The 20,942-nt window shown below is 72.0% G+C and carries 19 protein-coding genes; 10 read left to right on the top strand and 9 right to left on the bottom strand.

All coding sequences use genetic code 11. The features are described from left to right. The first annotated feature begins 77 nt into the window (after positions 1–77). From C1A38_RS01900 to C1A38_RS01885, 4 genes are all read left to right on the top strand, one after another. Complete coding sequence (locus C1A38_RS01900) at positions 78–494, top strand: DUF6069 family protein (protein ID WP_102656102.1); 417 nt, start codon at positions 78–80, stop codon at positions 492–494. 107 nt (positions 495–601) lie between these two features. Beyond that, entirely contained in the window at positions 602–1,027 is a 426-nt protein-coding gene (locus C1A38_RS01895; protein WP_013733857.1) for an Hsp20/alpha crystallin family protein, read from the top strand. A 145-nt stretch (positions 1,028–1,172) separates the two neighbouring features. Continuing rightward, positions 1,173–2,171, top strand: coding sequence for a tyrosine-type recombinase/integrase (locus C1A38_RS01890; protein ID WP_102656101.1), 999 nt, complete (start codon positions 1,173–1,175; stop codon positions 2,169–2,171). Positions 2,172–2,297: 126 nt separating this feature from the next. Then, positions 2,298–2,708: an Rv0361 family membrane protein gene (locus C1A38_RS01885; RefSeq protein WP_102656100.1), complete on the top strand. Its 411-nt coding sequence runs from the start codon at positions 2,298–2,300 to the stop codon at positions 2,706–2,708. A 3-nt stretch (positions 2,709–2,711) separates the two neighbouring features. Here the strand turns inward: C1A38_RS01885 and C1A38_RS01880 are convergent, their stop codons facing one another. The 7 genes from C1A38_RS01880 to C1A38_RS01850 form a co-directional block, all read right to left on the bottom strand. Continuing rightward, entirely contained in the window at positions 2,712–3,410 is a 699-nt protein-coding gene (locus C1A38_RS01880; protein WP_013733860.1) for an ABC transporter ATP-binding protein, read from the bottom strand. Continuing rightward, on the bottom strand, positions 3,407–4,375 hold the full coding sequence (locus C1A38_RS01875) for an ABC transporter ATP-binding protein (RefSeq protein WP_102656099.1): 969 nt from the start codon (positions 4,373–4,375) through the stop codon (positions 3,407–3,409). Before C1A38_RS01875 ends, C1A38_RS01880 begins: the two co-directional genes overlap by 4 nt. Further along, positions 4,372–7,086 (bottom strand): ABC transporter permease, encoded by a 2,715-nt coding sequence (locus C1A38_RS01870; protein ID WP_102656098.1) that lies wholly within the window; start codon positions 7,084–7,086, stop codon positions 4,372–4,374. Before C1A38_RS01870 ends, C1A38_RS01875 begins: the two co-directional genes overlap by 4 nt. Positions 7,087–7,294: 208 nt before the next feature. Next, positions 7,295–10,504, bottom strand: coding sequence for an FtsX-like permease family protein (locus tag C1A38_RS01865; RefSeq protein ID WP_102656097.1), 3,210 nt, complete (start codon positions 10,502–10,504; stop codon positions 7,295–7,297). Positions 10,505–10,651: 147 nt separating this feature from the next. Continuing rightward, on the bottom strand, positions 10,652–11,383 hold the full coding sequence (locus C1A38_RS01860) for a thymidine kinase (RefSeq protein WP_373306923.1): 732 nt from the start codon (positions 11,381–11,383) through the stop codon (positions 10,652–10,654). A 61-nt stretch (positions 11,384–11,444) separates the two neighbouring features. Then, positions 11,445–12,839: an MFS transporter gene (locus C1A38_RS01855; protein WP_102656095.1), complete on the bottom strand. Its 1,395-nt coding sequence runs from the start codon at positions 12,837–12,839 to the stop codon at positions 11,445–11,447. 23 nt (positions 12,840–12,862) lie between these two features. Continuing rightward, positions 12,863–13,630 (bottom strand): glycerophosphodiester phosphodiesterase family protein, encoded by a 768-nt coding sequence (locus tag C1A38_RS01850; protein WP_102656094.1) that lies wholly within the window; start codon positions 13,628–13,630, stop codon positions 12,863–12,865. 98 nt (positions 13,631–13,728) lie between these two features. On the opposite strand from C1A38_RS01850, the gene C1A38_RS01845 reads away from it, so the two are divergent. Then, positions 13,729–14,700 (top strand): aldo/keto reductase, encoded by a 972-nt coding sequence (locus C1A38_RS01845; protein ID WP_199180046.1) that lies wholly within the window; start codon positions 13,729–13,731, stop codon positions 14,698–14,700. Positions 14,701–14,766: 66 nt separating this feature from the next. Here the strand turns inward: C1A38_RS01845 and C1A38_RS01840 are convergent, their stop codons facing one another. Continuing rightward, positions 14,767–15,546 (bottom strand): lysophospholipid acyltransferase family protein, encoded by a 780-nt coding sequence (locus tag C1A38_RS01840; protein ID WP_102656093.1) that lies wholly within the window; start codon positions 15,544–15,546, stop codon positions 14,767–14,769. A 251-nt stretch (positions 15,547–15,797) separates the two neighbouring features. Between C1A38_RS01840 and C1A38_RS01835 the strand changes: the two genes are divergently transcribed. Both C1A38_RS01835 and cydB read left to right on the top strand, forming a co-directional pair. Then, complete coding sequence (locus C1A38_RS01835) at positions 15,798–17,213, top strand: cytochrome ubiquinol oxidase subunit I (protein ID WP_102656092.1); 1,416 nt, start codon at positions 15,798–15,800, stop codon at positions 17,211–17,213. Between the two features lie 14 nt (positions 17,214–17,227). Then, the gene (cydB, locus tag C1A38_RS01830; RefSeq protein WP_102656091.1) at positions 17,228–18,226 is read left to right on the top strand and encodes a cytochrome d ubiquinol oxidase subunit II; all 999 of its coding nucleotides are present in this window, start codon (positions 17,228–17,230) and stop codon (positions 18,224–18,226) included. Between the two features lie 9 nt (positions 18,227–18,235). On the opposite strand, the gene C1A38_RS01825 is transcribed toward cydB, so the two are convergent. Beyond that, positions 18,236–18,664 (bottom strand): winged helix DNA-binding protein, encoded by a 429-nt coding sequence (locus C1A38_RS01825; RefSeq protein WP_146017405.1) that lies wholly within the window; start codon positions 18,662–18,664, stop codon positions 18,236–18,238. 93 nt (positions 18,665–18,757) lie between these two features. On the opposite strand from C1A38_RS01825, the gene C1A38_RS01820 reads away from it, so the two are divergent. Genes C1A38_RS01820 through C1A38_RS01810 form a run of 3 tightly spaced genes read left to right on the top strand, consistent with a single transcriptional unit; the run spans position 18,758 to position 20,888 of the window. Continuing rightward, positions 18,758–19,210, top strand: coding sequence for a MarR family winged helix-turn-helix transcriptional regulator (locus C1A38_RS01820; RefSeq protein ID WP_102656089.1), 453 nt, complete (start codon positions 18,758–18,760; stop codon positions 19,208–19,210). A 2-nt stretch (positions 19,211–19,212) separates the two neighbouring features. Further along, positions 19,213–19,689: an OsmC family protein gene (locus C1A38_RS01815; RefSeq protein WP_102656088.1), complete on the top strand. Its 477-nt coding sequence runs from the start codon at positions 19,213–19,215 to the stop codon at positions 19,687–19,689. A 29-nt stretch (positions 19,690–19,718) separates the two neighbouring features. Next, a complete protein-coding gene (locus C1A38_RS01810) occupies positions 19,719–20,888 on the top strand; it encodes a GNAT family N-acetyltransferase (RefSeq protein WP_102656155.1) in 1,170 nt (389 codons plus the stop codon). Positions 20,889–20,942 lie beyond the last annotated feature (54 nt).

Raw genomic sequence — 20,942 nt, 5'->3', positions numbered from 1 at the left:
TTGATCTCGAAAGAGATCGTCCCGCGCGAGATCATCTGATACGGTCACTGTGCAGGTACCCAACCAAGGAGTGGCCCATGAGCAGCACCACCGCGCCATCCGTCAGCACCACCGCGTCCCTGCGCCGCCGATCCCTCGGCATCCTGGCGGCCGTTGCCGCCTGTGTCGCGATCTGGCTGGTCGGGGCGTTCGGCGGCGCCGACTACGCGGTACGCAGCCCCGGTCAGGCCGTAATGGTCGTCAACCTCGTCCCGGTCGTCGTCGTCTCCCTCGCAGCAGCCCTGCTGGGCTGGGCGGCACTGGCCGTGCTGGAGCGATTCACCGGACGATCCGCCACCACCATCTGGTTCAGCCTCGTGGTGGCGGCCACTTTGCTGTCGTTCGCGCCTCTGCTCCAGGTCGACGCCACCGCCGGCGCCAAGATCGCCCTGGGAGCGATGCACCTGATGGTGCCGGTCGTCCTGGTCAGCCAACTACCCGAGCACGACCACTGAAAACTCGACTTGACGACGAGCGCCGAGCGCGTTAAACACGTAGGTGAAGTTGAGTCGTACGGACTCAACTCTGAAACCTTCGGCCCAAGGAACCGAGGAGGCACGACATGCTGATGCGCACCGACCCGTTCCGGGAGATCGACCGGATCGCCGAGCAGTTCTTCGGCACCACCAGCCGTCCCGCCGTCATGCACATGGACGCCTACCGCGACGGTGACTACTTCTATGCGGCATTCGACCTGCCCGGCGTCGACCCGGACAGCATCGACTGCACCGTGCAACGCAACGTGCTGACCGTCCGCGCCGAGCGTCGCCGCCCCACCGGCGACAGCGTCGAACTCGTCGCCGCCGAGCGCCCGATGGGGGTGTTCCACCGGCAGCTCTTCCTCGGCGACACGCTCGACACCGACAAGCTCGAAGCCGGCTACGACAACGGCGTACTGACGCTGCGCATCCCGGTGGCCGAGCGGGCCAAGCCCCGCAAGGTGGCCATCAGCGCCACCGGCAACGGCCGCAAGCAGATCAACGCCTGAAACGACGACCGCGACGACGGCGGGACGGGTGCCGTCCCGCCGTCGTCCGTCACTCCACATCGCCCGGACCAGCCGCCCAGGGTTGCTGATCATGTTCCGGCGCGCCTGATCGTGAACCGGCCTTTCGGCTGGGAACCTTTTTCACATGGCCGTGTCCAACACTCCGGTACTGTTCCGCCCACCGGATCATCCCGCTCTGCCCGGCGGCCCGACCGCCGTCACCGAGGCGTGGCTGCGCAACCGGCGACTCAGTGAGCACACCCGCGACGCCTACCGACGCGACGTCGCCAACTGGCTCGCCTGGTGCACCGACCGCCACCTGGACCCGCTGCGGGTGAACTTCCTGCACGTCAACGAGTACGCGCGAACACTGGAGTCCACACTGGTGGCGCGCACCGGGCGTCCACTCACCCCGGCGACCGTGGCCCGCCGACTGTCGGCCCTGTCCAGCTGGTACGACTTCCTGGTCAAGCTGCGCGCCGTCGACACCAACCCGGTCGCCGACGCCGACCGGCCCCGCGTCGACCGCGACCACTCCGCCACCATCGGGCTCACCCCCGACGAGGTCGACGCGCTGCTCACCGCCGCCGACACCGACACCGGGCCGACCGCCGCCCGCAACCGGGCCGCCATCGCCCTGCTGGCCGACCTCGGCCTGCGGGTCGGGGAACTTGTCGCCCTGGACATCACCGACCTCGGCGCGGAACGGGGACACCGCAGCGTCCGCTTCGTCGGCAAGGGCGGCAAGGCCCGCCGCCGGGCGCTGACCCCCTCCACCGCCCACGCCGTCGACACGTACCTGGCGCAGCGGGCCGCCGCCGAGGGCGTGCAGGTCAACGAGCTCACCGGCCCGCTGCTGGTCACCGCCAGCGGCGCCCGCCTGGACCGGCACTCGGTGTTCCGGCTGGTCCGCCGACTCGCCCGCAGCGCCCAGATACCGGCCTGGGCGCACCTGTCGCCGCACTCGCTGCGGCACGCCTTCGCCACCACCGCCCGCGCCGAGGGCGTACCGCTGGAAGACGTGCAGGACGCGATGGGCCACGCCGACCCGCGCACCACCCGCCGCTACGACCGGGACCGGCACAACCTCGACCGCGATCCCGCGTACGTCATCTGGGCCGCCCGCGCCCGCCGCCGCGGCTGAGCGTCACGCAGCGCCCACCCCACCGACGGCGGCGGCTTTCCGCCCGCCGTGGCGGCGAATTCTCTACCGTCTGAGGGTGTGGGCGCTGCGCAGTCGTGGAGCAGACCGGCCCGGCGACGCCACCCGATGCGGGCTGGGCTCACCTTCGCCGGGATCGGGGTGGCCCTGTGCTGCGTCGGCGTCGCCGGCCTGGGCGCCTGGAACGTCCAGGTCGTCACGCAGGCCGCCGGCCCGGTCCGGGAGACCGCCGAAGGGTTCCTGCGGCAGGTCACCGCGGGCGACACCGACGGCGCGTACGAGCGGCTGTGCAGCGACGCGCGCAGCCGGTGGAGCGAACTGGGCTTCACCAGCTGGGTCCGCACCCCGCCGGTGGTGCGCGACTACGAGATCGTCGACGTGTCGGTGGCCACCCGCGCCGGCCGGCCGTACGGCACCGTCACCGTACGGCTGACCCGCGACAGCGGCAGCACCGAGGAGCGGGACCTGTCGGTGGTGCGTGAGGAGGACGGCTGGCGGGTCTGCGGCGACCCGTACTGACCGTCACACACCGACCGGCTCGGACGACTCGACCAGCCGACCGTCGCGCAGCACCAGCACCCGGTCGGCCAACTCCATCAACGTCGGATCGTGCGTGGCCACCAGCGCGGTCATCCCACGGGCGTGCACCAACGCCCGCAACAGGTCCATCACCGCCCGACCGGTCTCCGAATCCAGCTGACCGGTCGGTTCGTCGGCGATCAGCAATGCCGGGTCGTTGGCCAGTGCCCGGGCGATCGCCACCCGCTGCTGCTGCCCACCGGACATCTCGTACGGCCGCTGCGCCGCGTGACCACCCAACCCGACCAGCTCCAGCAGCACCGACACCCGTTCCTCGCGCTGCGCCGCCGGCACCTTCGCCAACCGCATCGGCACCCCGACGTTCTCCGCCGCCGACAGGATCGGGATCAACCCGAACGACTGGAACACGAACCCGATGTCGTCGCGCCGCAGCCGCAGCAGGTCCCGCTCGCCGGCCGCGGTCACCTCGTGACCGGCCACCCACACCCGGCCCGCGGTGGGCCGGTCCAGACCACCGATCAGGTTCAACAGGGTGGTCTTGCCCGCACCCGAACGGCCCCGCACCGCCACCAGTTCACCGCGTCCGGCGCGCAGCGACACGTCCCGCAGCGCGTGCACCACCCGGTCGCCGCTGCCGTAGTCGCGGCACAGGCCCTGCACCCGGACCAGATCCTCGCTCACACCGTCTTCCTCTCCTCGCCGGAGCGGACCTGCACGTGATCCGGCTCCAGGGTCAGCTTCACCCGGTCCCGCAACGCCAACGCGTCGACGAAACCGGCGGGCAACTGCATCCGACCGGCCCGGTCGAGCACCGCGTACTCCTCGGTGACCAGTTCCTCGACGCCGTCGGCGCCGACGCGCGCGGTGCGGTGCACCTCGGAGGCGGTCCGGCCGTCGCGGATCGCGATGGTGCGCCGCACCTGCGAGGCCACCTGCGGATCATGGGTGACCACCACGACGGTGACCCCCAGCTCCGCGTTGATGGCCCGCAACGCGCCGAACACCTCGGCGGCGGTGGCCTCGTCCAGCTCACCTGTCGGCTCGTCGGCGAAGAGCACCTCGGGGTCGTTGGCCACCGCCACCGCGACCGCGCACCGCTGCTGCTCGCCGCCGCTCATCTGCCCCGGCCGGCGATCCGCGCAGTAGCCGACCCCGACCATCTCCAGCAGCTCCGTCGCCCGCCGCCGCCCGGCCCGGCCGCCCCGGCCGGCCAGCCGCATCGGCAACTCGACGTTCTCCCGGGCGGTCAGATAGGGCAGCAGGTTGCGCCCGGTCTGCTGCCACACGAACCCGACCGTGTGCCGCCGGTACCGCAACCGCTTCCGCGCCGACATCGTCAACAGGTCGTAGCCGGCCACCCGGGCGATCCCCGCGGTCGGGGTGTCCAACCCGGACAGGATGTTGAGCACCGTCGACTTGCCCGAACCCGATGCCCCCACGATGGCCACCAGCTCACCCCGGTCGACCACCAGGTCCAGGCCCTGCAGGGCGACGACCTCCACCCCCTCGCTGGTGAAGATGCGCACCAGCCCGTCGCAGACGATGTGCCCACGCAACCGGTCCGCGCCGCCGGCCCGGGCGGCGGCCCGTTCCGCCGCGCGCCGTTGCAGCGTCGCGAGGTCCGGCGCGTCCTTGACCACGGTCATGCGTTCCCCTCTCCGAGACGCAGCGCCTCACCGAGACGCATCCGTCGGTTCACCAGGTTCTCCACCAACAGGCCGGCCAGCAGCCCGAGCAACACCAGCGCCAGCACCCCGCCCACGACCAACGGGTCCAGGTGATCGCGCATCGGCACACCGGGCGCGAACTGTGACAACCCGAGAGTCGAGCCGAGCAGCCGGGGCAGGGCGATCCCCACTGCCGCACCGGTCACCGCCGCGACCACCACCAGCGGCACCAGCTCGTACACCAGCAGCCGGCGGCCGTGCGCGGCGGACAGGCCCATCGTGCGCAGCCGCGACAGCATCCGGCCCCGGCCGGCCGCGTCGGCCACCACCGCGAACCCGACAGCGAGCACGGCGAGTGCCGCGCCGCCGGCCGCACCCGCGGCGAAAGCCAAGGTCAACACCTCGTTGGCCCCGGTACGCTCCAACCCCTCCCGGTACGCCTGCCGGGTCTCCAACGTCGCCGGCATCTGCGTCCGGGTCACCTCCCTGCCGAGCACCTCGGACTGCCGGCGACGCTGCGTGGCGTCGGCCACCTCCAGCAGCTTCGCCTCGTCGACACCGTCGCCGGCGATCAGATACCGGTTCGGAATGATCGGGGTGAACTCGTACTCCGGCAGCGCCTGCCACGGCAGCACCACGAACCGGTCGACCCCCAACCCCACACCGGGGAAGCTGTCGGCGACCGCGGCGACGCGGAACTCGTACCACCGGCTCTGCACATCGGCCACCGCGGTGGCTTCGCCGAGTTCCGCCGCCAACGTCGGCGACACCACCGCGGGTACCGGCCCGTCACCGCGGGCCGCGGACCGCAACGCGGCGGGCACCTGCACGTCGACTCCGCTGCGGGCCACCACCTCGGCGAAGGCCGGGGCGTCGACCACCAGCACCCGCGCCTGCCCGAGCGCCCTCGCCTGCGGCCCGGCCTCGGACAGCAGCCGCCGGCTGGACTCCACCGACGCACGGGCCACCGCCTGCACCCCGGGCACCCGGTTCAGCTCGTCCGCCGCGTCCGGGGAGAAGGCCCACCCGGTCAGCCAGGCGTCGGCCGGCACCGTAAGCGTCGCGGCCCGATCCCGGGCGGCGGCCACAGTGGTCGTGACGACCCCACCGAACACGCCGGTGCTGACCGCGACGATCAACACCGCCAACGGCCCCAACGCCACCGGCGCGCCCCGACCGGCCCGCGCCACACCGAGGAACAACGGCGCGCCCCGGGTCCGGCCGGTCAGCCGACCGACCAGTCGCAGCGGCCACGGCAGCAGCCGGATCGCCACAAGCGCGGCGGCGACCGCGACCAGCACCGGCACCGAGCTGAGGTACGCGTCGACACCGCCGGCCGGGTCGAGGCCACGGCGACGCAGCAGCACCACACCCAGACCGGCGAGCACCAGCACGCCGGCCTCCAGCACCAACCGGCGTACGGACGGGCGCTGCCGGACCAGGTCGACCCGCCCGGCGGTCAGCGCGGCCCGCCGCTGCGACAGCATGGCCAGCACCGGCACCACGGCGGTGGTGAGCACCGCCAGCAGCACCACCCCCCACGGCGTCCCCTCCGATCGGCCCGGCACCCGGGTGGCGATCAGCCACCCGAGCAGCACCGCGACCGGTTGCACCGGCACCGCCTCGACGAGCGTTCGCCGTCCGATCGCGGCCAGCGAGGCGCCTCGGGCGCGCAGCAACGCCAACTCGTCGCGGCGGCGTTGCACGGTCAGGCGGGCGGCCAACAGGATCAGCCCGAGCAGGCTGGCGACCAGGCCGGTCTGCGCGATGGCCAGCAGGGCCTGCACCGCCCGCAACTGGTCGCCGAACCGGACCAGCGCGACGTCCAGCGACGTGTGCACCGTCGAGCGGGGCAGCCATTCGGTGCGCCGGGTGTCGCCGATGGCCGTGACCACCGTCTCCAGGGTGGCGGTGTCCAGTCGCCGCTCGTCGAGGCGGTACCGCCACTGGTAGCTGACCGGCACACCGCTGCCGGCGACCACGGTGTCGATCCCGGCCCAGTCGGTGACCGCCATGGCGAGGTAGGGCTCACCGTCGGCGACCGGCACGATCGGGTTCAGGCCCAACGTCAGGTCGTCCCAGATCGGATCGCCGGCATCGCGCGGGTTGAACACGCCGACGACCTGCGCCGACGCCTGATTCGCCGCACTGGCGCCGGTGAAGCGCAGCCGGCTGCCGGGACGCAGCGACAGGATCTCGGCCACCGCCGTGGACACCGCCACCTCAGCCGACCCGCCGGTCTTGGTGTCCGGCCAGCGACCGGCGGTGAGCACCGCCGAATCCTGCAGGCCGGTCTGTGCACGCAGGCCGATCTTCTTGGTCGCCCCGCCGTCCATCGGCGGATCGTCACCGGTGGCGGACAGGTTCTGCTCGTCCAGCACGGCGGCGTACCACCGGCGATCCACAAGCGCGGGCAGCGGCTGCGGCAACGCCGCGGCGAACCGCTCCAGGCTGGCCTCACCCGCCGCAGCCGGCTTCGCCTCGTCGGAACGCTGCTGGTCGGGGCGCTGCTCGACGGCGAGCGCCACGTCACGGACCAGGTGCGGCAGCCGGGCCACATCGGCGTGCAGACTACGGTCGGCGTACTCGTTGGCCAAGCGGGGCATCGCGGTCAGCAGCACCGCCGCCACCAACCCCAGCACCGCCAACAGCCCCACCTGGGCGCCGTACGCCCCGATCCGCCTCACCACTTGTCGTGCCTTTCGTTCGCGACTGCGGGGCTCGCAAGCTCACTCCTCGCGCTCACGGTGCCGTGCCTTTCGTTCGCGACTGCGGGGCTCGCAAGCTCACTCCTCGCGCTCACGGTGCCGTGCCTTTCGTTCGCGACTGCGGGGCTCGCAAGCTCACTCCTCGCGCTCACGGTGCCGTGCCTTTCGTTCGCGACTGCGGGGCTGATGCTCATCGGTCCTCCCCGATGCGCAGTTGGGTGGCGGTCAGGCGGTTCCGCATGGTCACCGAGACCGCGGCGCTGAAGGTCAGCGCCAACAGCAGCAGGCCCGCGCCGGTGGCGACCACCGGTGGCCAGTCGACGCTCAACAACGGCGGTGGATGAGGTCGTTCGGCGGACGGGGTGAGGATGACCAGGGGTGCCATCGTCGCGGCGACCCCGACCCCCACCGCCAGGCCGACCAGCACACCCACCCCGGCCAGGAACGCCTGCTCGGCCAGCAGCGACCGGGCGACCAGGCGATGTCCGGCGCCGAGGGTGTGCAGCACGGCCAACTCGGTGGCCCGTCGACGGGCGGTGGCGCTGACGTCCACCGCCACCCCGACGGCGGCCAGCAGCACCGCGGCGAGGGCGGCGGCGAACAGCGCACCTCGGGCACCCACCCCGAACGGGTCGCGGGCCAGGTCGTCGGCGACCTTCTCCCGGTTCAGCACGGTCAGGCCGTCGAGCGCGGCGGCCGCGTTCGCCGCCTGTTCCGCCTGACCGGGCCGGGTGGCCAGCCACCACTCCTCCGGCGGGCGGACGATGCCGTAGTCGTGGAAGAGTCGGGTGGCCAGCGACGGCAGGTCGACCAGCAGCGCGGCGTCGTCGGTGTCGCCGGGCACCGCGACCATCGTGTCGACCATGGTCAGGTCGACGTCGGCGCCGCCGAGGAACAACTGGGTCTGCGTGCCGATGTCGCGCCGTAGTGCGGCGAGGGCCTGCGGTGTGGCCACCGCCGGCACCAGACCGCCGGCCGCGGGTCGGGAGATGCCCAGCCGCAGCGTCTTGCTTCGCGCGTAGAGATCCGCCCCCTGGTTTCCCACGTAGCTGACCTTCAGGGTGCTCCCGGTGGCCCTCGGCGCGGCCACCGGACCGGACGGGTCGACCATCCGCCACGGCCCGTCGGCCGCCAGGTCGACCGGTTCCCCACGGGAGGCGTCCCGGCTGGCCCGCAGGTCGGACAGCTGCCAGTCGATGGTGATCCGGTCGCTGCCGGCCGTCTCGACGGTGAAGCCGACCAGTCGCCAGGGCGTCTCTGCGGCCGGCAGTTCGACGGAGAAGGGCAGCCGCTCGCCGTTGCCGGTGACGCCGAGCAGCAACCGCCGGTATCCGTTCCCCGGCCCGGCGAGCACCGCGTGGTGGCGTACCGGGGTGACGACACCGAACGGGTGATCGATCTTGGTCCGAAGTTGTCCGGTCAGCCGTCGGGTGCCCGCCGGAAGCGGGGTCTCCGGTGCCGTCACACGCCCGGCGGTGAGGCCGTCGAACAGCTTGTCGGCCGAGCCGTCGGCCAGGTCGGGACGGATCCGCACCACCTCGCCGGCGTTCTCGGCGTCCCAGGCCAGCACGGTGAGCGGTTGCAGGTCCGGCCCGACCCGCAGGCGGTCCCGCCAGCCGGCCAGGACCGCCGTCGTACCCGGCAGCTCGGCGAGCCGGTCGGCCCGGTCGTCGGGTGCCGACCCGTCGGTCTCGGTCAGCCGCAGGTCGGCCCCGACCTGGTGGGCAGCCTGGTCGTCGAGGGACTGTCGGGACGTACTCGCCAGTGACCAGGCGAGGGTGCCGACCGCGACGGCGAGGGCGAGCAGCAGCACCGGACCGGCGTGCGGTCGCCGACCGGCCTGCCAGGTGCCGAGCATGGTGGCGGTCCACGGCCTGCGGTCCACCCAGCGTTCCGCGAGCCGGACCAGCGGGGGCAGCAGCCGCAGGGCGAGCACCGCCCCGGCCAGCACCCCGAGCGTGGGTGCGGCGGCCAGCAGCGGGTCGATGCCCAACTCGCCGCCCCGGCTGCGCGACAGCGGCGAGGAGTACCGGCTCAGCTGGTACCACGCCAGCAGGGCCAGACCGACAAGCAGCACGTCGAGTCCGGCCCGTTGCACCATGCCGCGGCGGCTCGGCCGGGAACGGCTGGCCAGGTCGGCGACGTAACTGCCGCCCCGGCGCAGGCTCGGCCCGATCATCGCCAGCGCACAACCGGCGGCTGCGGCCCCGGCGACCAGCCAGATCATCGCGTCCAGTGACGCGTCCGGGCGCAGCGACACCGCGGCGAGCCCGGGTATGTGCCCGGCCAGGCCGAGCAGTTCGGTGACGAGCAGCGGGGCCAGGACGGCGGCGGGCAGGACGACCAGGGTGGCCTCGCGGGCGGTCAGCCCGGCCAGTTGCCATCGGCTGGCGCCTCGGGCGCGCAGCAGCGCCGTCTCACCCCGGCGGTGCTCGGTGAGCAGGACCGCGACGAGCAGCAGCGCGTACCCGCCGAGGACCACCACCAGCAGCATCGGAGTGACCAACGCGGACCGGCCGACGAGGGTGGCCTGCTGCAGCCGGGGCACCAGGCTGGCGAGGTCGCTGATGGCCACCGCGGAGTCCCCGAGGCCGGCCTGCGCCGTGGTGGTGGTGACGATCCGGGTGGCCACCTGCGCCAACCGGTCCAACTCGCTTGTGGTGCTGGTCGTGGACAGGTCAGGTTCGACAAGCCAGCCGGCGGAGGCGTTGGCCAGGAAATGGGTGACGAAGTCGTCGCGGTGCACGATCATCGGGCCGTAGGTGGCCGCCTGCGGCAGCGAGCCGGTCGCCGTCTCCGGCGCGAGCCGCCAGTACGCGGCGTCGGGGTCCACCGGCGTGAACACCCCCACCACTGTCACCTCGGTGACCCGTTCGGTGAGTCCGTCGGTGATCGGGATGCGGTCACCGACCCCCACCCGCAGCGTCGCCGCCGCCGCGGCGGCCAACACGGTTTCCGGTCGCGCGGATCCGGCCTGCGGCCAGGCGCCCGCGGTGAGCCGGGCGTGTTCCGGCAGGTCGTCGAGGAACATCACCGAGGCGTAGATGCTGCCGGTACGGTCGGCGGTGGCGTCACCGGCATCGCCGCGCAACTGCCGACCGGCCGCGTACCCGGCGGAGGTGACCCGGGCGGCCAACCCGTCCACGTCGACGCGTACCTGCTCGCGTAGGGCGGTGTCGCGTTCCCGCAGGGCGTCGGCGGTACGCCCGGCCGCCGACCGGATCAGCACCGACCGTTCCTGCGGGGTGGCCGCGGCGAGCACGTTACGGGTGCCCGAGTCGACCACGTCCCGGTTGTACGCGGCCAGCCCGGTGAGGGCGACGGTGGCCACCAGCGCCGCCCCGGCGGCGGCCAGCAGCAGCCCTTTCGTGCCTCGGGCACGCCGCAACGCGAACCTCATTCGATCTGTACCCCCACCGGTTCGCGGGGCGCCGAGGGCCCCTGCTCACGTGTCGTCATGCACCAGAAGGGGCGGGACCCGGGGAAAGGTTCGCAGCAGTGATCGTTTTGTTATCCGCCGAAGGCGACAGGTGGCGGGGGACGGCTGTCAGGCGTCGACGGTGATGCGGGGACCCAGGTCGCCGTTGCGGTGGTGACGTCGGCAGAGCACCTGGTAGCGCACTTCGGCGGTGTCGACGGTGTCACCGATGACGACCTGCTCGCCTTCGCGGACCACCCGCCCGCCGGCGACCCGGGCGTTGAGCAGCCCTTCACGCCCGCACCAGCAGAGCACCTCGACCTGGATGCGGGCCACCGAGTCGGCCAGTTCGAACAGCCGCTGGGCGGCGGGGAACAGGCAGGACCGGAAGTCGGTGGCCAGACCGAAGGCGTACACGTCGACGTCGTAGCTGTCGACCAGTTCGGCCATCTGCTCCACGTGCTGCACCGAGTAGAAGCTGGCCTCGTCGCAGATCAGGTAGTCCACCCGTACCCCGTCGGCCCAGGCGTCGCGGACCAGGGCCCGCAGGTCCACCTCGTCGGTGATCTCGATCGCCTCGTGGGCCAGCCCGATGCGGGTGGTGACCTGCGGACCCAGCGAACGGTCGATGCGGGTGGTGACCAGTCCGCGCCGGCCCTGCCGGGCGTGGTTGTAGTTCATCTGCAGCGCCATCGTCGACTTGCCGCAGTCCATCGGCCCCCAGTAGAACCGCAGCGCGGCGGCGTGCGCGGGCCGCCCGTCAACGCCACGGGCGGCGACACACCCGGCCGGGGTGTCGCTCGACCCGTCCAACGTGGGTCGGGACAAACAGGTCGGTACGGCGTCTGCGGGGCTCGTCACGGACGGGCAGCCTAGCCGATCGGCGGGGCCCGGCCGATCACGGCCGGGCCCGCGATGTGCCTCAGAGCACCCGTGGCGGGGTGTTGCCGGCCGCGACGATCGCCCGCCGCATCGGCACCGCCAGCAGCAACACGAACCCGACCACGAAGAAGATCAGCAGGGAGACCAGACCGACCCGGTAGGAGTTGGTGAGCTGGAACACCAGGCCGAACGCCAGTGGGCCGAGCCAGCTGGTGCCCTTGTCGCTGATCTCGTAGAAGCCGTAGTACTCGCCTTCCTTGCCGGCCGGGATCAGCTGGCTGAACAGGGAGCGGCTCAACGCCTGGCTGCCGCCGAGCACCAGACCGATGGCCGCGCCGAGCAGCATGAACGGCAGCGGCGCCTCGGCCGGCAACCGGAACGCCCCGACGATCACCGCGGTCCACAGCACCAGGCTCAGCAGCACCGTCTTCCAGGCGCCGATGCGCCCGGCCAACGCGCCCAGGCCCAACGCGCCACCGAAGGCCAGGAACTGCACCAGCAGGATCGTCACGATCAGGGTGCTCTGATCCAGCCGCAGCTCCTCGGTGCCGTACTGGCTGGCCAGGGTGATGACGGTCTGGATGCCGTCGTTGTAGACCAGGAACGCGAGCAGGAAGAACAACGTCAACGGGTACGCCTTGACCTCCCGCAGGGTGCGGCCGAGCTGCCGGAACCCGTCGGTGAGCACGTTGCCCCGGCCACCGGCGGCCAACGCCGCCGCGGTGGGGTGTTCCCGCAGCCAGCGCAGCGGCACCAGGGTGAACACCGCCCACCACAGGCCCGCCGAGACGATCGACCAGCGGGCCAGATCCAGGGTCCGCTCGGCGGTGCCGTTGTCGAACGACTGCACCGCGACCAGGTTCAACGCCAGCAGCAGACCACCACCGAGGTAGCCCAGCGCCCAACCCCGGCTGGAGATGCCGTCGCGCTCGTCCGGGCCACCCAGCTGCGGCAGGAACGAGTTGTACACCACGATCGCCGCACCGAAGGCGATGTTGGCGACCATGAACAGCGCCCCGCCGAGCAGGTACCGGTCCCCGGTCACGAAGATCATGCCGATGGTGGCGAAGGCGCCGGTGAACGCGGTGCCGGCCAGCAGCCGCTTCTTGTGCAACGACCGGTCGGCGATCGCCCCGATCACCGGCAGCACGAAGACGGTCAGCAGCACCGACAGCGAGATCAGGTACGGGTAGTACGACCCGGCCGCCACCTTGATGCCCAGCGGGTACACGTAGCCGTTGCACTCGGCACCCAGTTCACATCCGGCGGCGACCTTGGCCACGCTGGTCAGGAACGGCCCGAGGAACACCGTGATGACGGTGGTCTGGAACGCCGAGTTGGCCCAGTCGTAGAAGTACCAGCCGGTGCGCTCGCGGCGGGTGCTGGCGCGGGGAGGAGTGTCGTCCTGTGCGGCGGGGGTCACCGTCTCGGCCATGTGGGGTCCTTTGCCCTGTTTGTTCAGGCGGCCCAGTGGCCGCGGCTGCGGTAGACGTCGCGCAGCACGCCGACGTGGTCGGTCATGATGCCATCAACACCAAGATCAAGTAACTCGTGCATCTCGGTAGGTTCGTCGATCGTCCAGACGTGCACCTGCAACCCCAACCGATGGGCCGTACGCAGAAACCGGCGGTCGACCAGCGGCAGCCGGCCGTAGCGCACCGGCACCTGTGCGGCCACCACCGACGGCGGCAGTCGCAGTCGCCGCCCGGTCAGCGAGGCCCAACGCAGCCGCGCCACCCCCCGGACCCCGAGACTGGTCGCCACCTGCTCGCCGGTCAACGCCCGCAGCTTGCTCAACCGGGTGTCACTGAACGAGGCGAGCAGTACCCGGTCGCCGGCACCGGCCCGGGTCACCGTGGCCACCGTCGGCGCCACCGCCCGGTCGGACTTGACGTCGATGTTGAACCGCACCTGCGGCCAGGCGTCGAGCACCTCGTCGAGGCGGGGCACCGCCGCGGCCCCACCGACGCGCACCGCAGCCAGGTCCGCCCAGCGCAGGTCGGCCACCCGGCCGGGCGCACCGGTGACCCGTTGCAGGGTGTCGTCGTGGAACACCACGGCCACACCGTCGGCGGTGGCGTGCACGTCGGTCTCCACGTACCGGTAGCCGAGGTCGATCGCACGGGCGAACGCCGCAGTGGTGTTCTCGTCGCCGTCGGCGGCACCGCCACGGTGCGCGAACGCCAGCGGGGTCGATCCGTCGAGATAGCGGGAACCGGGTGGCACGCAGCGCAGTATGCCCGGCCCCGGTGACCTGCGGGTGGCCGGGACGTGGCCGCCACCCGCACCGGGCAGCTGCGGACCGGTTGTGCTATCCACACACCATGATCGAGAAGCAGTCCCGCACCGTGACCGACATCCGCACCCACCGGCTGATCTACGGGTGCATGGGGTTGGGCGGGGGATGGGACCGGCAACCCTACGGCCCCGCGGAGATCGACGCCGCCGCGGCCGCCATCGACGCCGCCCTGACGGCCGGCATAACCGCCTTCGACCACGCCGACATCTACCGCCACGGCAAGTCCGAGGCCGTCTTCGGTGAGGTGCTGGCCCGTACGCCCGGTCTGCGCGAGCGCATCCTGCTACAGACCAAGTGCGGCATCCACCTGCCCGACGGTGACCGGCCCGGCTACTACGACCTGCGCGGCACCCACATCCGGCACAGCGTCGAGCAGAGCCTGACCCGGCTGCGTACCGACGTGATCGACGTGCTGCTGCTGCACCGGCCAGATCCGTTGGCCGACCCGGAGGACGTCGCCGAGACGTTGACCGCGCTGCACCGGGAGGGCCTGGTGCGGTACTTCGGCGTGTCGAACATGGCCGCCGCGCAGATCGCCTACCTCCAGGCGCACCTGGACCTGCCGCTGATCGTCAACCAGTTGCAGATGAGCCTGGCCGACCGCGACTGGTTGGAGGCCGGCGTCCTGGTCAACACCCGACCCGCCGCCACGCTCGGGTTCCCCCTCGGCACCGTCGAGCACGGCCTGCTCGACCGGGTCGGGGTGCAGGCCTGGGGCCCACTGGCCCGGGGACGGTTCACCGGTGCCGCCCAGACCCCGGCCGAGCACGCCACCACCGCGCACGTGGCGGCCCTCGCCGAGCAGCACGGCACCACACCGGAGACCATCCTGCTGTGGTGGCTGCAGCGGCACCCCGTCCGGATCGTGCCGGTGATCGGCACCTCCCGACCCGAACGCATCCACGCCTGCGCCGACGCGGTACGCCGCGAACCCGCCCTCACCCACGAGCAGTGGTACGAGCTGTGGCTCACCGCCCGCGGCGAAGCCCTGCCGTGACGACCCTGACCGCGTGACCCGACCCGACCGGGCCGAGCCAGGCCAGGCCGAGCCAGGCCGGGTCGGTCAGTCGGCGGCGGTGCGTCGCCGGTGGGAGCGGCTGGTGTCGACCGGCCGTCCCGGGTCGACGTGCCGGGGCCGGTCCGGTTCGTCCGGGCGCAACGGGGCGAGGGTGTCGGTGAGGGCGTCGATGATCCGGTCGGTGGCCAGCCGGGCCACGCCGGGGCGCCCCGGCGTCAGGTCGGCCAGCGGCACCGGCTCACCGAAGTGCACACGTATCGTCGGGCGACGCAGCAGCGCGCGGGCCACGCCCCCGAGCAGCCCCTTGGGCGCCTGGTAGGGGAGGACCTCGTGGGAGCCCCACTGGGCGACCGGGATGACCGGGGCGCCGCAGGCCAGGGCGAGCCGGGCGGTGCCGGTCTTGCCGCGTTCGGGCCACAGGCCCGGGTCCAGGCTGATGCGCCCCTCCGGGTAGACCAGGATCACCGCACCCGCGGCGACCGCCGCGGCGGCGTCGTCCAGGGCGCGGTGCACTGCGCTGGTACCCCTGTCGACGCGGATGTGCCCGGCGGCGCGCATGGCGGCGCCGATCACCGGTACCCGGAACAGCCCGCCGGTGGCCATGATCCGGGGCGCGATCCGGCGCTGCCGGCAGGCGGCGGTGAGGACGATCGGGTCGAACGGGCTGATGTGGTTGGCGGCGAGGATCAGCGGCCTGTCGCGTAGCGACGCGGGCAGGTCGCCGGTGACCTCCAGCCGGGCCAGCAGCGCGACCGTGCCACGGGCGAGCGCCTGTGCGGCGCGCCAGATCAGCGGAGCTTGCCAGGGGGAGTGCGCGAGGTCCATCAGCGGGCATGGTCGCATGCCCTGGCCACGTACCGATGCTCGGGGCGGAAGCCCCTGCGCAGGTCATCGCCCGGCTGACCGGGCAGCGCCGTCGTCGGCGGTCGGGCCGATCGCGGCGGGCCCTCCGGCAGAGGTGAGCAGGGTCATTGGTCCCGGGCCCGTTCGGGCCCCTCGACTCTGCATTTTGCTGTACGACGAGCGGTAGTATCTACTACGTCTTGTAGTATGAGCAGCAGCCTGGGGGGTCGCAGGTGGACGCGTTGGACGTCGCCCGCTGGCAGTTCGGTGTCACCACCGTCTACCACTTTCTCTTTGTTCCACTGACCATCGGGCTTTCCGTCCTGGTCGCCATCCTCCAGACCCTCTGGCACCGCACCGGTAACGAGAAGTACCTCAAGCTCACCAAGTTCTTCGGCAAGCTGTTCCTGATCAACTTCGCGATGGGTGTGGTCACCGGCATCGTGCAGGAATTCCAGTTCGGCATGAACTGGAGCGACTACTCCCGCTTCGTCGGTGACATCTTCGGTGCCCCGCTGGCCATCGAGGCCCTTGTCGCCTTCTTCCTCGAATCCACCTTCATCGGCCTGTGGATCTTCGGCTGGGACCGGCTGCCCAAGCGCCTGCACCTGGCCACCATCTGGGCCGCCGCGATCGGCACCAACCTGTCGGCCTACTTCATCCTCGCGGCCAACTCGTTCATGCAGAACCCGGTCGGCTACCGCTTCAACCCGGAGACCGGCCGTGCCGAACTGACCGACTTCGTCGCCGTACTGACCAACAAGGTCGCCCTGATCACCTTCCCGCACACCATCGCGGGTTCCTTCCTGGTCGCCGGAAGCCTGCTGGTCGCCGTCGCCCTGTGGCACCTGATCCGCAACCGCGACAGCGCGGACACCCCGGCGTACCGCTTCGCCGCGAAGTTCGGCTCCTGGGTCACCCTCGTCTCCGCCGTCGCCGTCTCCATCACCGGCGACATCCAGGGCAAGATCATGACCCAGGTGCAGCCGATGAAGATGGCCGCCGCCGAAGGTCTCTACCAGACCGAGAGCCCCGCGTCGTTCTCCGTACTGACCGTCGGCAGCCTCGACGGCAGCCGTGAACTGTTCGCCATCAAGATCCCCTACCTGCTGTCGTATCTCGGCACCGGCGACCCCAACGGCACCGTGCAGGGCATCAACGACCTGCAGGCCCTCTACACCGCCCAGTACGGCGCCGGCAGCTACACCCCGATCATCCCGGTCACCTACTGGAGCTTCCGCTTCATGATCGGCTTCGGGCTCGCCGCCGCCGCCCTCGCCCTGCTGGTCCTCTGGACCCACCGCAAGGGCCGCACCACCCCCGACAGCAAGTGGCTGCTGCGCGCCGGCCTGGCCATGCCGATCCTGCCCCTGCTGGCCAACTCCTTCGGCTGGATCTTCACCGAGATGGGCCGCCAGCCCTGGATCGTCTTCGGCGAGATGCTCACCCGTGACGGCGTGTCGCGCAGCGTCTCCCTCACCGAGGTCCTCACCAGCTTCACCGCCTTCACCCTCATCTACGCCGTCCTCGCCGTCGTCGAGGTCAAACTCCTGCTGCGCTACGCCAAGGCCGGGGTGCCCGACGTCACCCCCGACCCCGAACCCGACGACACCGACGACAGCGAGCGCCCGCTCGCCTTCGCCTACTGACCCGGAGCCCCATCGTGGAACTGACCACCATCTGGTTTCTCCTCGTCGCCGTGCTGTTCACCGGCTACTTCATCCTCGAGGGCTTCGACTTCGGCGTCGGCATGCTGCTACCCGTACTCGGCCGTGACGACCGGGAACGCCGCGTCATGATCAACACGATCGGGCCGGTCTGGGACGGCAACGAGGTCTGGCTGATCACCGCCGGCGGCGCCATGTTCGCCGCCTTCCCCGAGTGGTACGCCACCCTCTTCTCCGGCTTCTACCTGCCGTTGCTGCTCATCCTGCTGGCCCTGATCGTGCGTGGGGTCGCCTTCGAGTACCGCCACAAGCGCCCGGAGGCCTCCTGGAAACGACGCTGGGACGCCGCCATCTTCTTCGGCTCGCTCATCCCGGCCATCCTGTGGGGCGTCGCGTTCGCCAACATCCTGCGCGGCGTACCCCTGACCGCCGACCACGAGTACGCCGGCGGCCTGTTCAACCTGCTCAACCCGTACGCCCTGCTCGGTGGCGCCACCACCGCGGCCCTGTTCCTCACGCACGGCGCGGTGTTCATCGCCCTCAAGACCGTCGGCGACATCCGGAACCGCGCCGCCGCCCTGGCCGTACGCCTCGGGGTCGGCACCGCCGTGCTCGCCGTGGCCTTCCTCAGCTGGACCCTGACCATCCGCTCCAGCACGGCCGCCGTCGTCTTCGCCGTCGGCGCGGCGCTGGCCCTGCTCGGTGGTCTCGCCGCCGCCAAGGTACGCCGCGAAGGCTGGGCCTTCACCGGCACCGCGGTGGCCATCGCGCTGGCCGTGGCCACCCTGTTCGCCGCGCTGTTCCCCAACGTGCTGCCCTCGACGCTGGACCCGGCCGGCACGCTGACCGCCGTCAACGCCGCCTCCACCCCCTACACCCTGAAGATCATGACCTGGGTGGCGGTGATCTTCACCCCGATCGTGCTGGCCTACCAGGGCTGGACCTACTGGGTGTTCCGCAAGCGCATCGGCGTCGCCCACATCCCGCAGCACTGACCGCCGGGGTCAGTGCGCGGCCAGCGCCGCCTCGGCGCGTTGCCGCACCGTCTCCAACACCCGCGCCGTCGCGGCCACGTCGTCAACCGACAGGTCGGTCCAGAGCCGGGCGCCGATCGCCGCACCGGCGGCCGCCGCCCGGCTCTGGACCGACCGGCCCCGCTCGGTGATCGTGACGTGGTCAGCGTCGGCGGACACCAGTGCCGCGTCGACCAGTTCGGCCAGTACGCCGCGCGCGGTCGCCAGGTCGACCTTCAGTCCGTCGACCAGCCGCCGCACGGCTTGGTCGCCCGGGATCGGGCCGTGTGCGGCGGCGACGGCGGTGAGCAGCAACGACTGGGCGAAGGTCAGCCCGAGCGCGGTCAACTCCCGCTCCAGCACCGCCCGGGTGGCGTAGTGGGTACGACCGAGCAACTGACCGTTGAGGGTGACGGACATGACCGACTCCATTCGTTGGCGCAGCCAATGTTGGCCCGACCAACGTAACACCGATCGTGGGTGCGACCAACGATTAGCGGTAGAGTCCACGGCATGCAGCCCACCGGCGTACCCAGCCAACTGAGCACCACCCCCAGCTGGCTGCTCACCCAGACCGCCGCCCACGCCAGCCGCATCGTCAGCACCGCGCTCGGCACCCGCCACGCCCGCGGCTACCACTACCGCGTCCTCGCCACCCTCGCCGACACCGGCCCCGCCAGCCAGGCCGACCTCAGCCGACACAGCGGCATCGACCGCAGCGACATCGTCGCCACCATCAACGACCTCGGCGACCGCGACCTCGTCCAGCGCCAACCGGACCCGGCCGACCGGCGGCGCAACATCATCCACATCACCCCCGCCGGCCGCCGCGAACTCACCCACCTGCAACACACCCTCGACGCCGCCCAGGAGACCCTGCTCGCCCCCCTCGACCCCACCGAGCGCCACGAACTCGTCCGCCTCCTGCGCCGCCTGCTCACTCACCACCAGGAACCGAGAGACTGACCATGCCGCGCCTGCACACCCACACCTACGCCACCACCGTCACCTGGACCGGCAACCTCGGCACCGGCACCAGCGGCTACCGCGACTACCGCCGCGACCACGACGTCACCGCCGACGGTCACCCGGTCATCCCCGGCAGCTCCGACCCCACCTTCCGCGGCGACCCGACCCGCTGGAACCCGGAAGAACTCCTGCTCGCCGCCCTGTCCCAGTGCCACATGCTCGCCTACCTGCACCTGTGCGCCGACAACGGCATCGTCGTCACCGACTACGTCGACCACGCCACCGGCACCATGACCACCGACAACACCGGCAGCGGACGCTTCACCGAGGTCGTCCTGCACCCGGAGGTCACCGTCGCCGACCCGGACACCGTCGAGGCCGCCACCGCGCTGCACGACGGCGCCCACCACGTCTGCTTCATCGCCAACTCGGTCAACTTCCCGGTCCGCCACCAACCGAGCACCCGCACCGGCTGACCGGACGTCACTATCGTCAGGCCGTGCAACTGACCATCCGCGAACTCACCGCAGACGACCTGCCCGCCGCCTGGCAGTTGGGCCGACTCACCTTCGGCTCCGACCCGCAGCCACCCCCGCAGCCCGCCGCTGCACCCGCCGGACGCACCAGCTACGGCGCCCTCGACCCGGCCGGCACCCTTGTCGGCAAGGCCGTCGACCTGCACGACGAGCAGTGGTGGACCGGCCGGGCCGTGCCCGCCGCCGACGTCGCCGGGGTCGCCATCGCCCCCGAGGCACGCGGCACCGGCATCGCCCGAGCACTGCTGCGCGCCCTGCTGCGGGGCGCCCACGAACGCGGCGCCGCCGTCAGCACCCTCTTCGCCACCACCAGCGGCCCCTACCGCGCCCTCGGCTGGGACGTCACGGGACACCTGCGCACCCTCGACCTGCCCACCACCGCGCTGCCCCGACACCGGCCGGCACCGCACCTCGTCGTACGCGCCGGCACCCCCGCCGACCTGCCGGCCACCGTCGACCTGTACCGCCGCGTCGCCGCACACCGCAACGGCCTGCTCACCCGCACCCACCCCCGGTTCGCCGCCGGCGACGAACTGCCCTACGACGGGCTCACCCTCGTCGAACACGACGGCACCCTGGTCGGCTACGCCGGCTGGAACCGTGGCCGTGGCTACGGCCCCGACGCCGTACTGACCGTCGAGGACGCCCTCGCCACCACCGCCGACGCCGCCCGCGCCCTCATCGGCGTCCTCGCCAGCTGGCACAGCGTCACCCCCACGGTGCGGCTCACGCCACTGACCGGCGACGCGATCAGCGCGCACCTGCCCCTCGAACGCGCCAGCGAACACGAACGCGACACCTGGATGCACCGTCCCGTCGACATCGTCCGCGCCGTCGAGGCCCGCGGCTGGCCCGCCCACGTCCGCGGACAGGTCACCTTCAGCCTCACCGACGAACTCGCCGACTGGAACACCGGCACCTGGCAGCTCACCGTCGCCGACGGCCAGGCCCAGCTGCGCCGCAGCAGCAGCGACACCGACCTGCACCTGACCGTACGGGGGTTCGCCCGCCTCTACACGGCCACCGCCACCGCCCGCACCCTCGCCGAAGCCGGCCTCCTGCAGCACCGCACACCCGACCCCGGCGCTCTGGACCTGCTCGCCGCCGGCCCACCCGCCCAGGCCCTCGACTCCTTCTGACAAACGAGCGTGGGGCCCGGGGCGTCGACCCCGGACCCCACGGCACCGACTCCG

Origin of the sequence: Verrucosispora sp. ts21 (genome assembly GCF_002879555.1) — a bacterium.
GTDB lineage: Bacteria > Actinomycetota > Actinomycetes > Mycobacteriales > Micromonosporaceae > Micromonospora > Micromonospora gifhornensis.
This window is presented reverse-complemented; position numbering and strand designations above follow the sequence as displayed.

Excerpts from the sequence above, each read along its gene's own strand:
- C1A38_RS01855 (WP_102656095.1), bottom strand. The coding sequence starts at position 12,839 with ATGGCCGAGACGGTGACCCCCGCCGCACAGGACGACACTCCTCCCCGC.
- C1A38_RS01820 (WP_102656089.1), top strand. The coding sequence starts at position 18,758 with ATGCAGCCCACCGGCGTACCCAGCCAACTGAGCACCACCCCCAGCTGG.
- C1A38_RS01825 (WP_146017405.1), bottom strand. The coding sequence starts at position 18,664 with ATGTCCGTCACCCTCAACGGTCAGTTGCTCGGTCGTACCCACTACGCC.
- C1A38_RS01815 (WP_102656088.1), top strand. The coding sequence starts at position 19,213 with ATGCCGCGCCTGCACACCCACACCTACGCCACCACCGTCACCTGGACC.
- C1A38_RS01885 (WP_102656100.1), top strand. The coding sequence starts at position 2,298 with ATGCGGGCTGGGCTCACCTTCGCCGGGATCGGGGTGGCCCTGTGCTGC.
- C1A38_RS01895 (WP_013733857.1), top strand. The coding sequence starts at position 602 with ATGCTGATGCGCACCGACCCGTTCCGGGAGATCGACCGGATCGCCGAG.
- C1A38_RS01900 (WP_102656102.1), top strand. The coding sequence starts at position 78 with ATGAGCAGCACCACCGCGCCATCCGTCAGCACCACCGCGTCCCTGCGC.
- C1A38_RS01845 (WP_199180046.1), top strand. The coding sequence starts at position 13,729 with ATGATCGAGAAGCAGTCCCGCACCGTGACCGACATCCGCACCCACCGG.
- C1A38_RS01840 (WP_102656093.1), bottom strand. The coding sequence starts at position 15,546 with ATGGACCTCGCGCACTCCCCCTGGCAAGCTCCGCTGATCTGGCGCGCC.
- C1A38_RS01875 (WP_102656099.1), bottom strand. The coding sequence starts at position 4,375 with ATGACCGTGGTCAAGGACGCGCCGGACCTCGCGACGCTGCAACGGCGC.
- C1A38_RS01865 (WP_102656097.1), bottom strand. The coding sequence starts at position 10,504 with ATGAGGTTCGCGTTGCGGCGTGCCCGAGGCACGAAAGGGCTGCTGCTG.
- C1A38_RS01890 (WP_102656101.1), top strand. The coding sequence starts at position 1,173 with ATGGCCGTGTCCAACACTCCGGTACTGTTCCGCCCACCGGATCATCCC.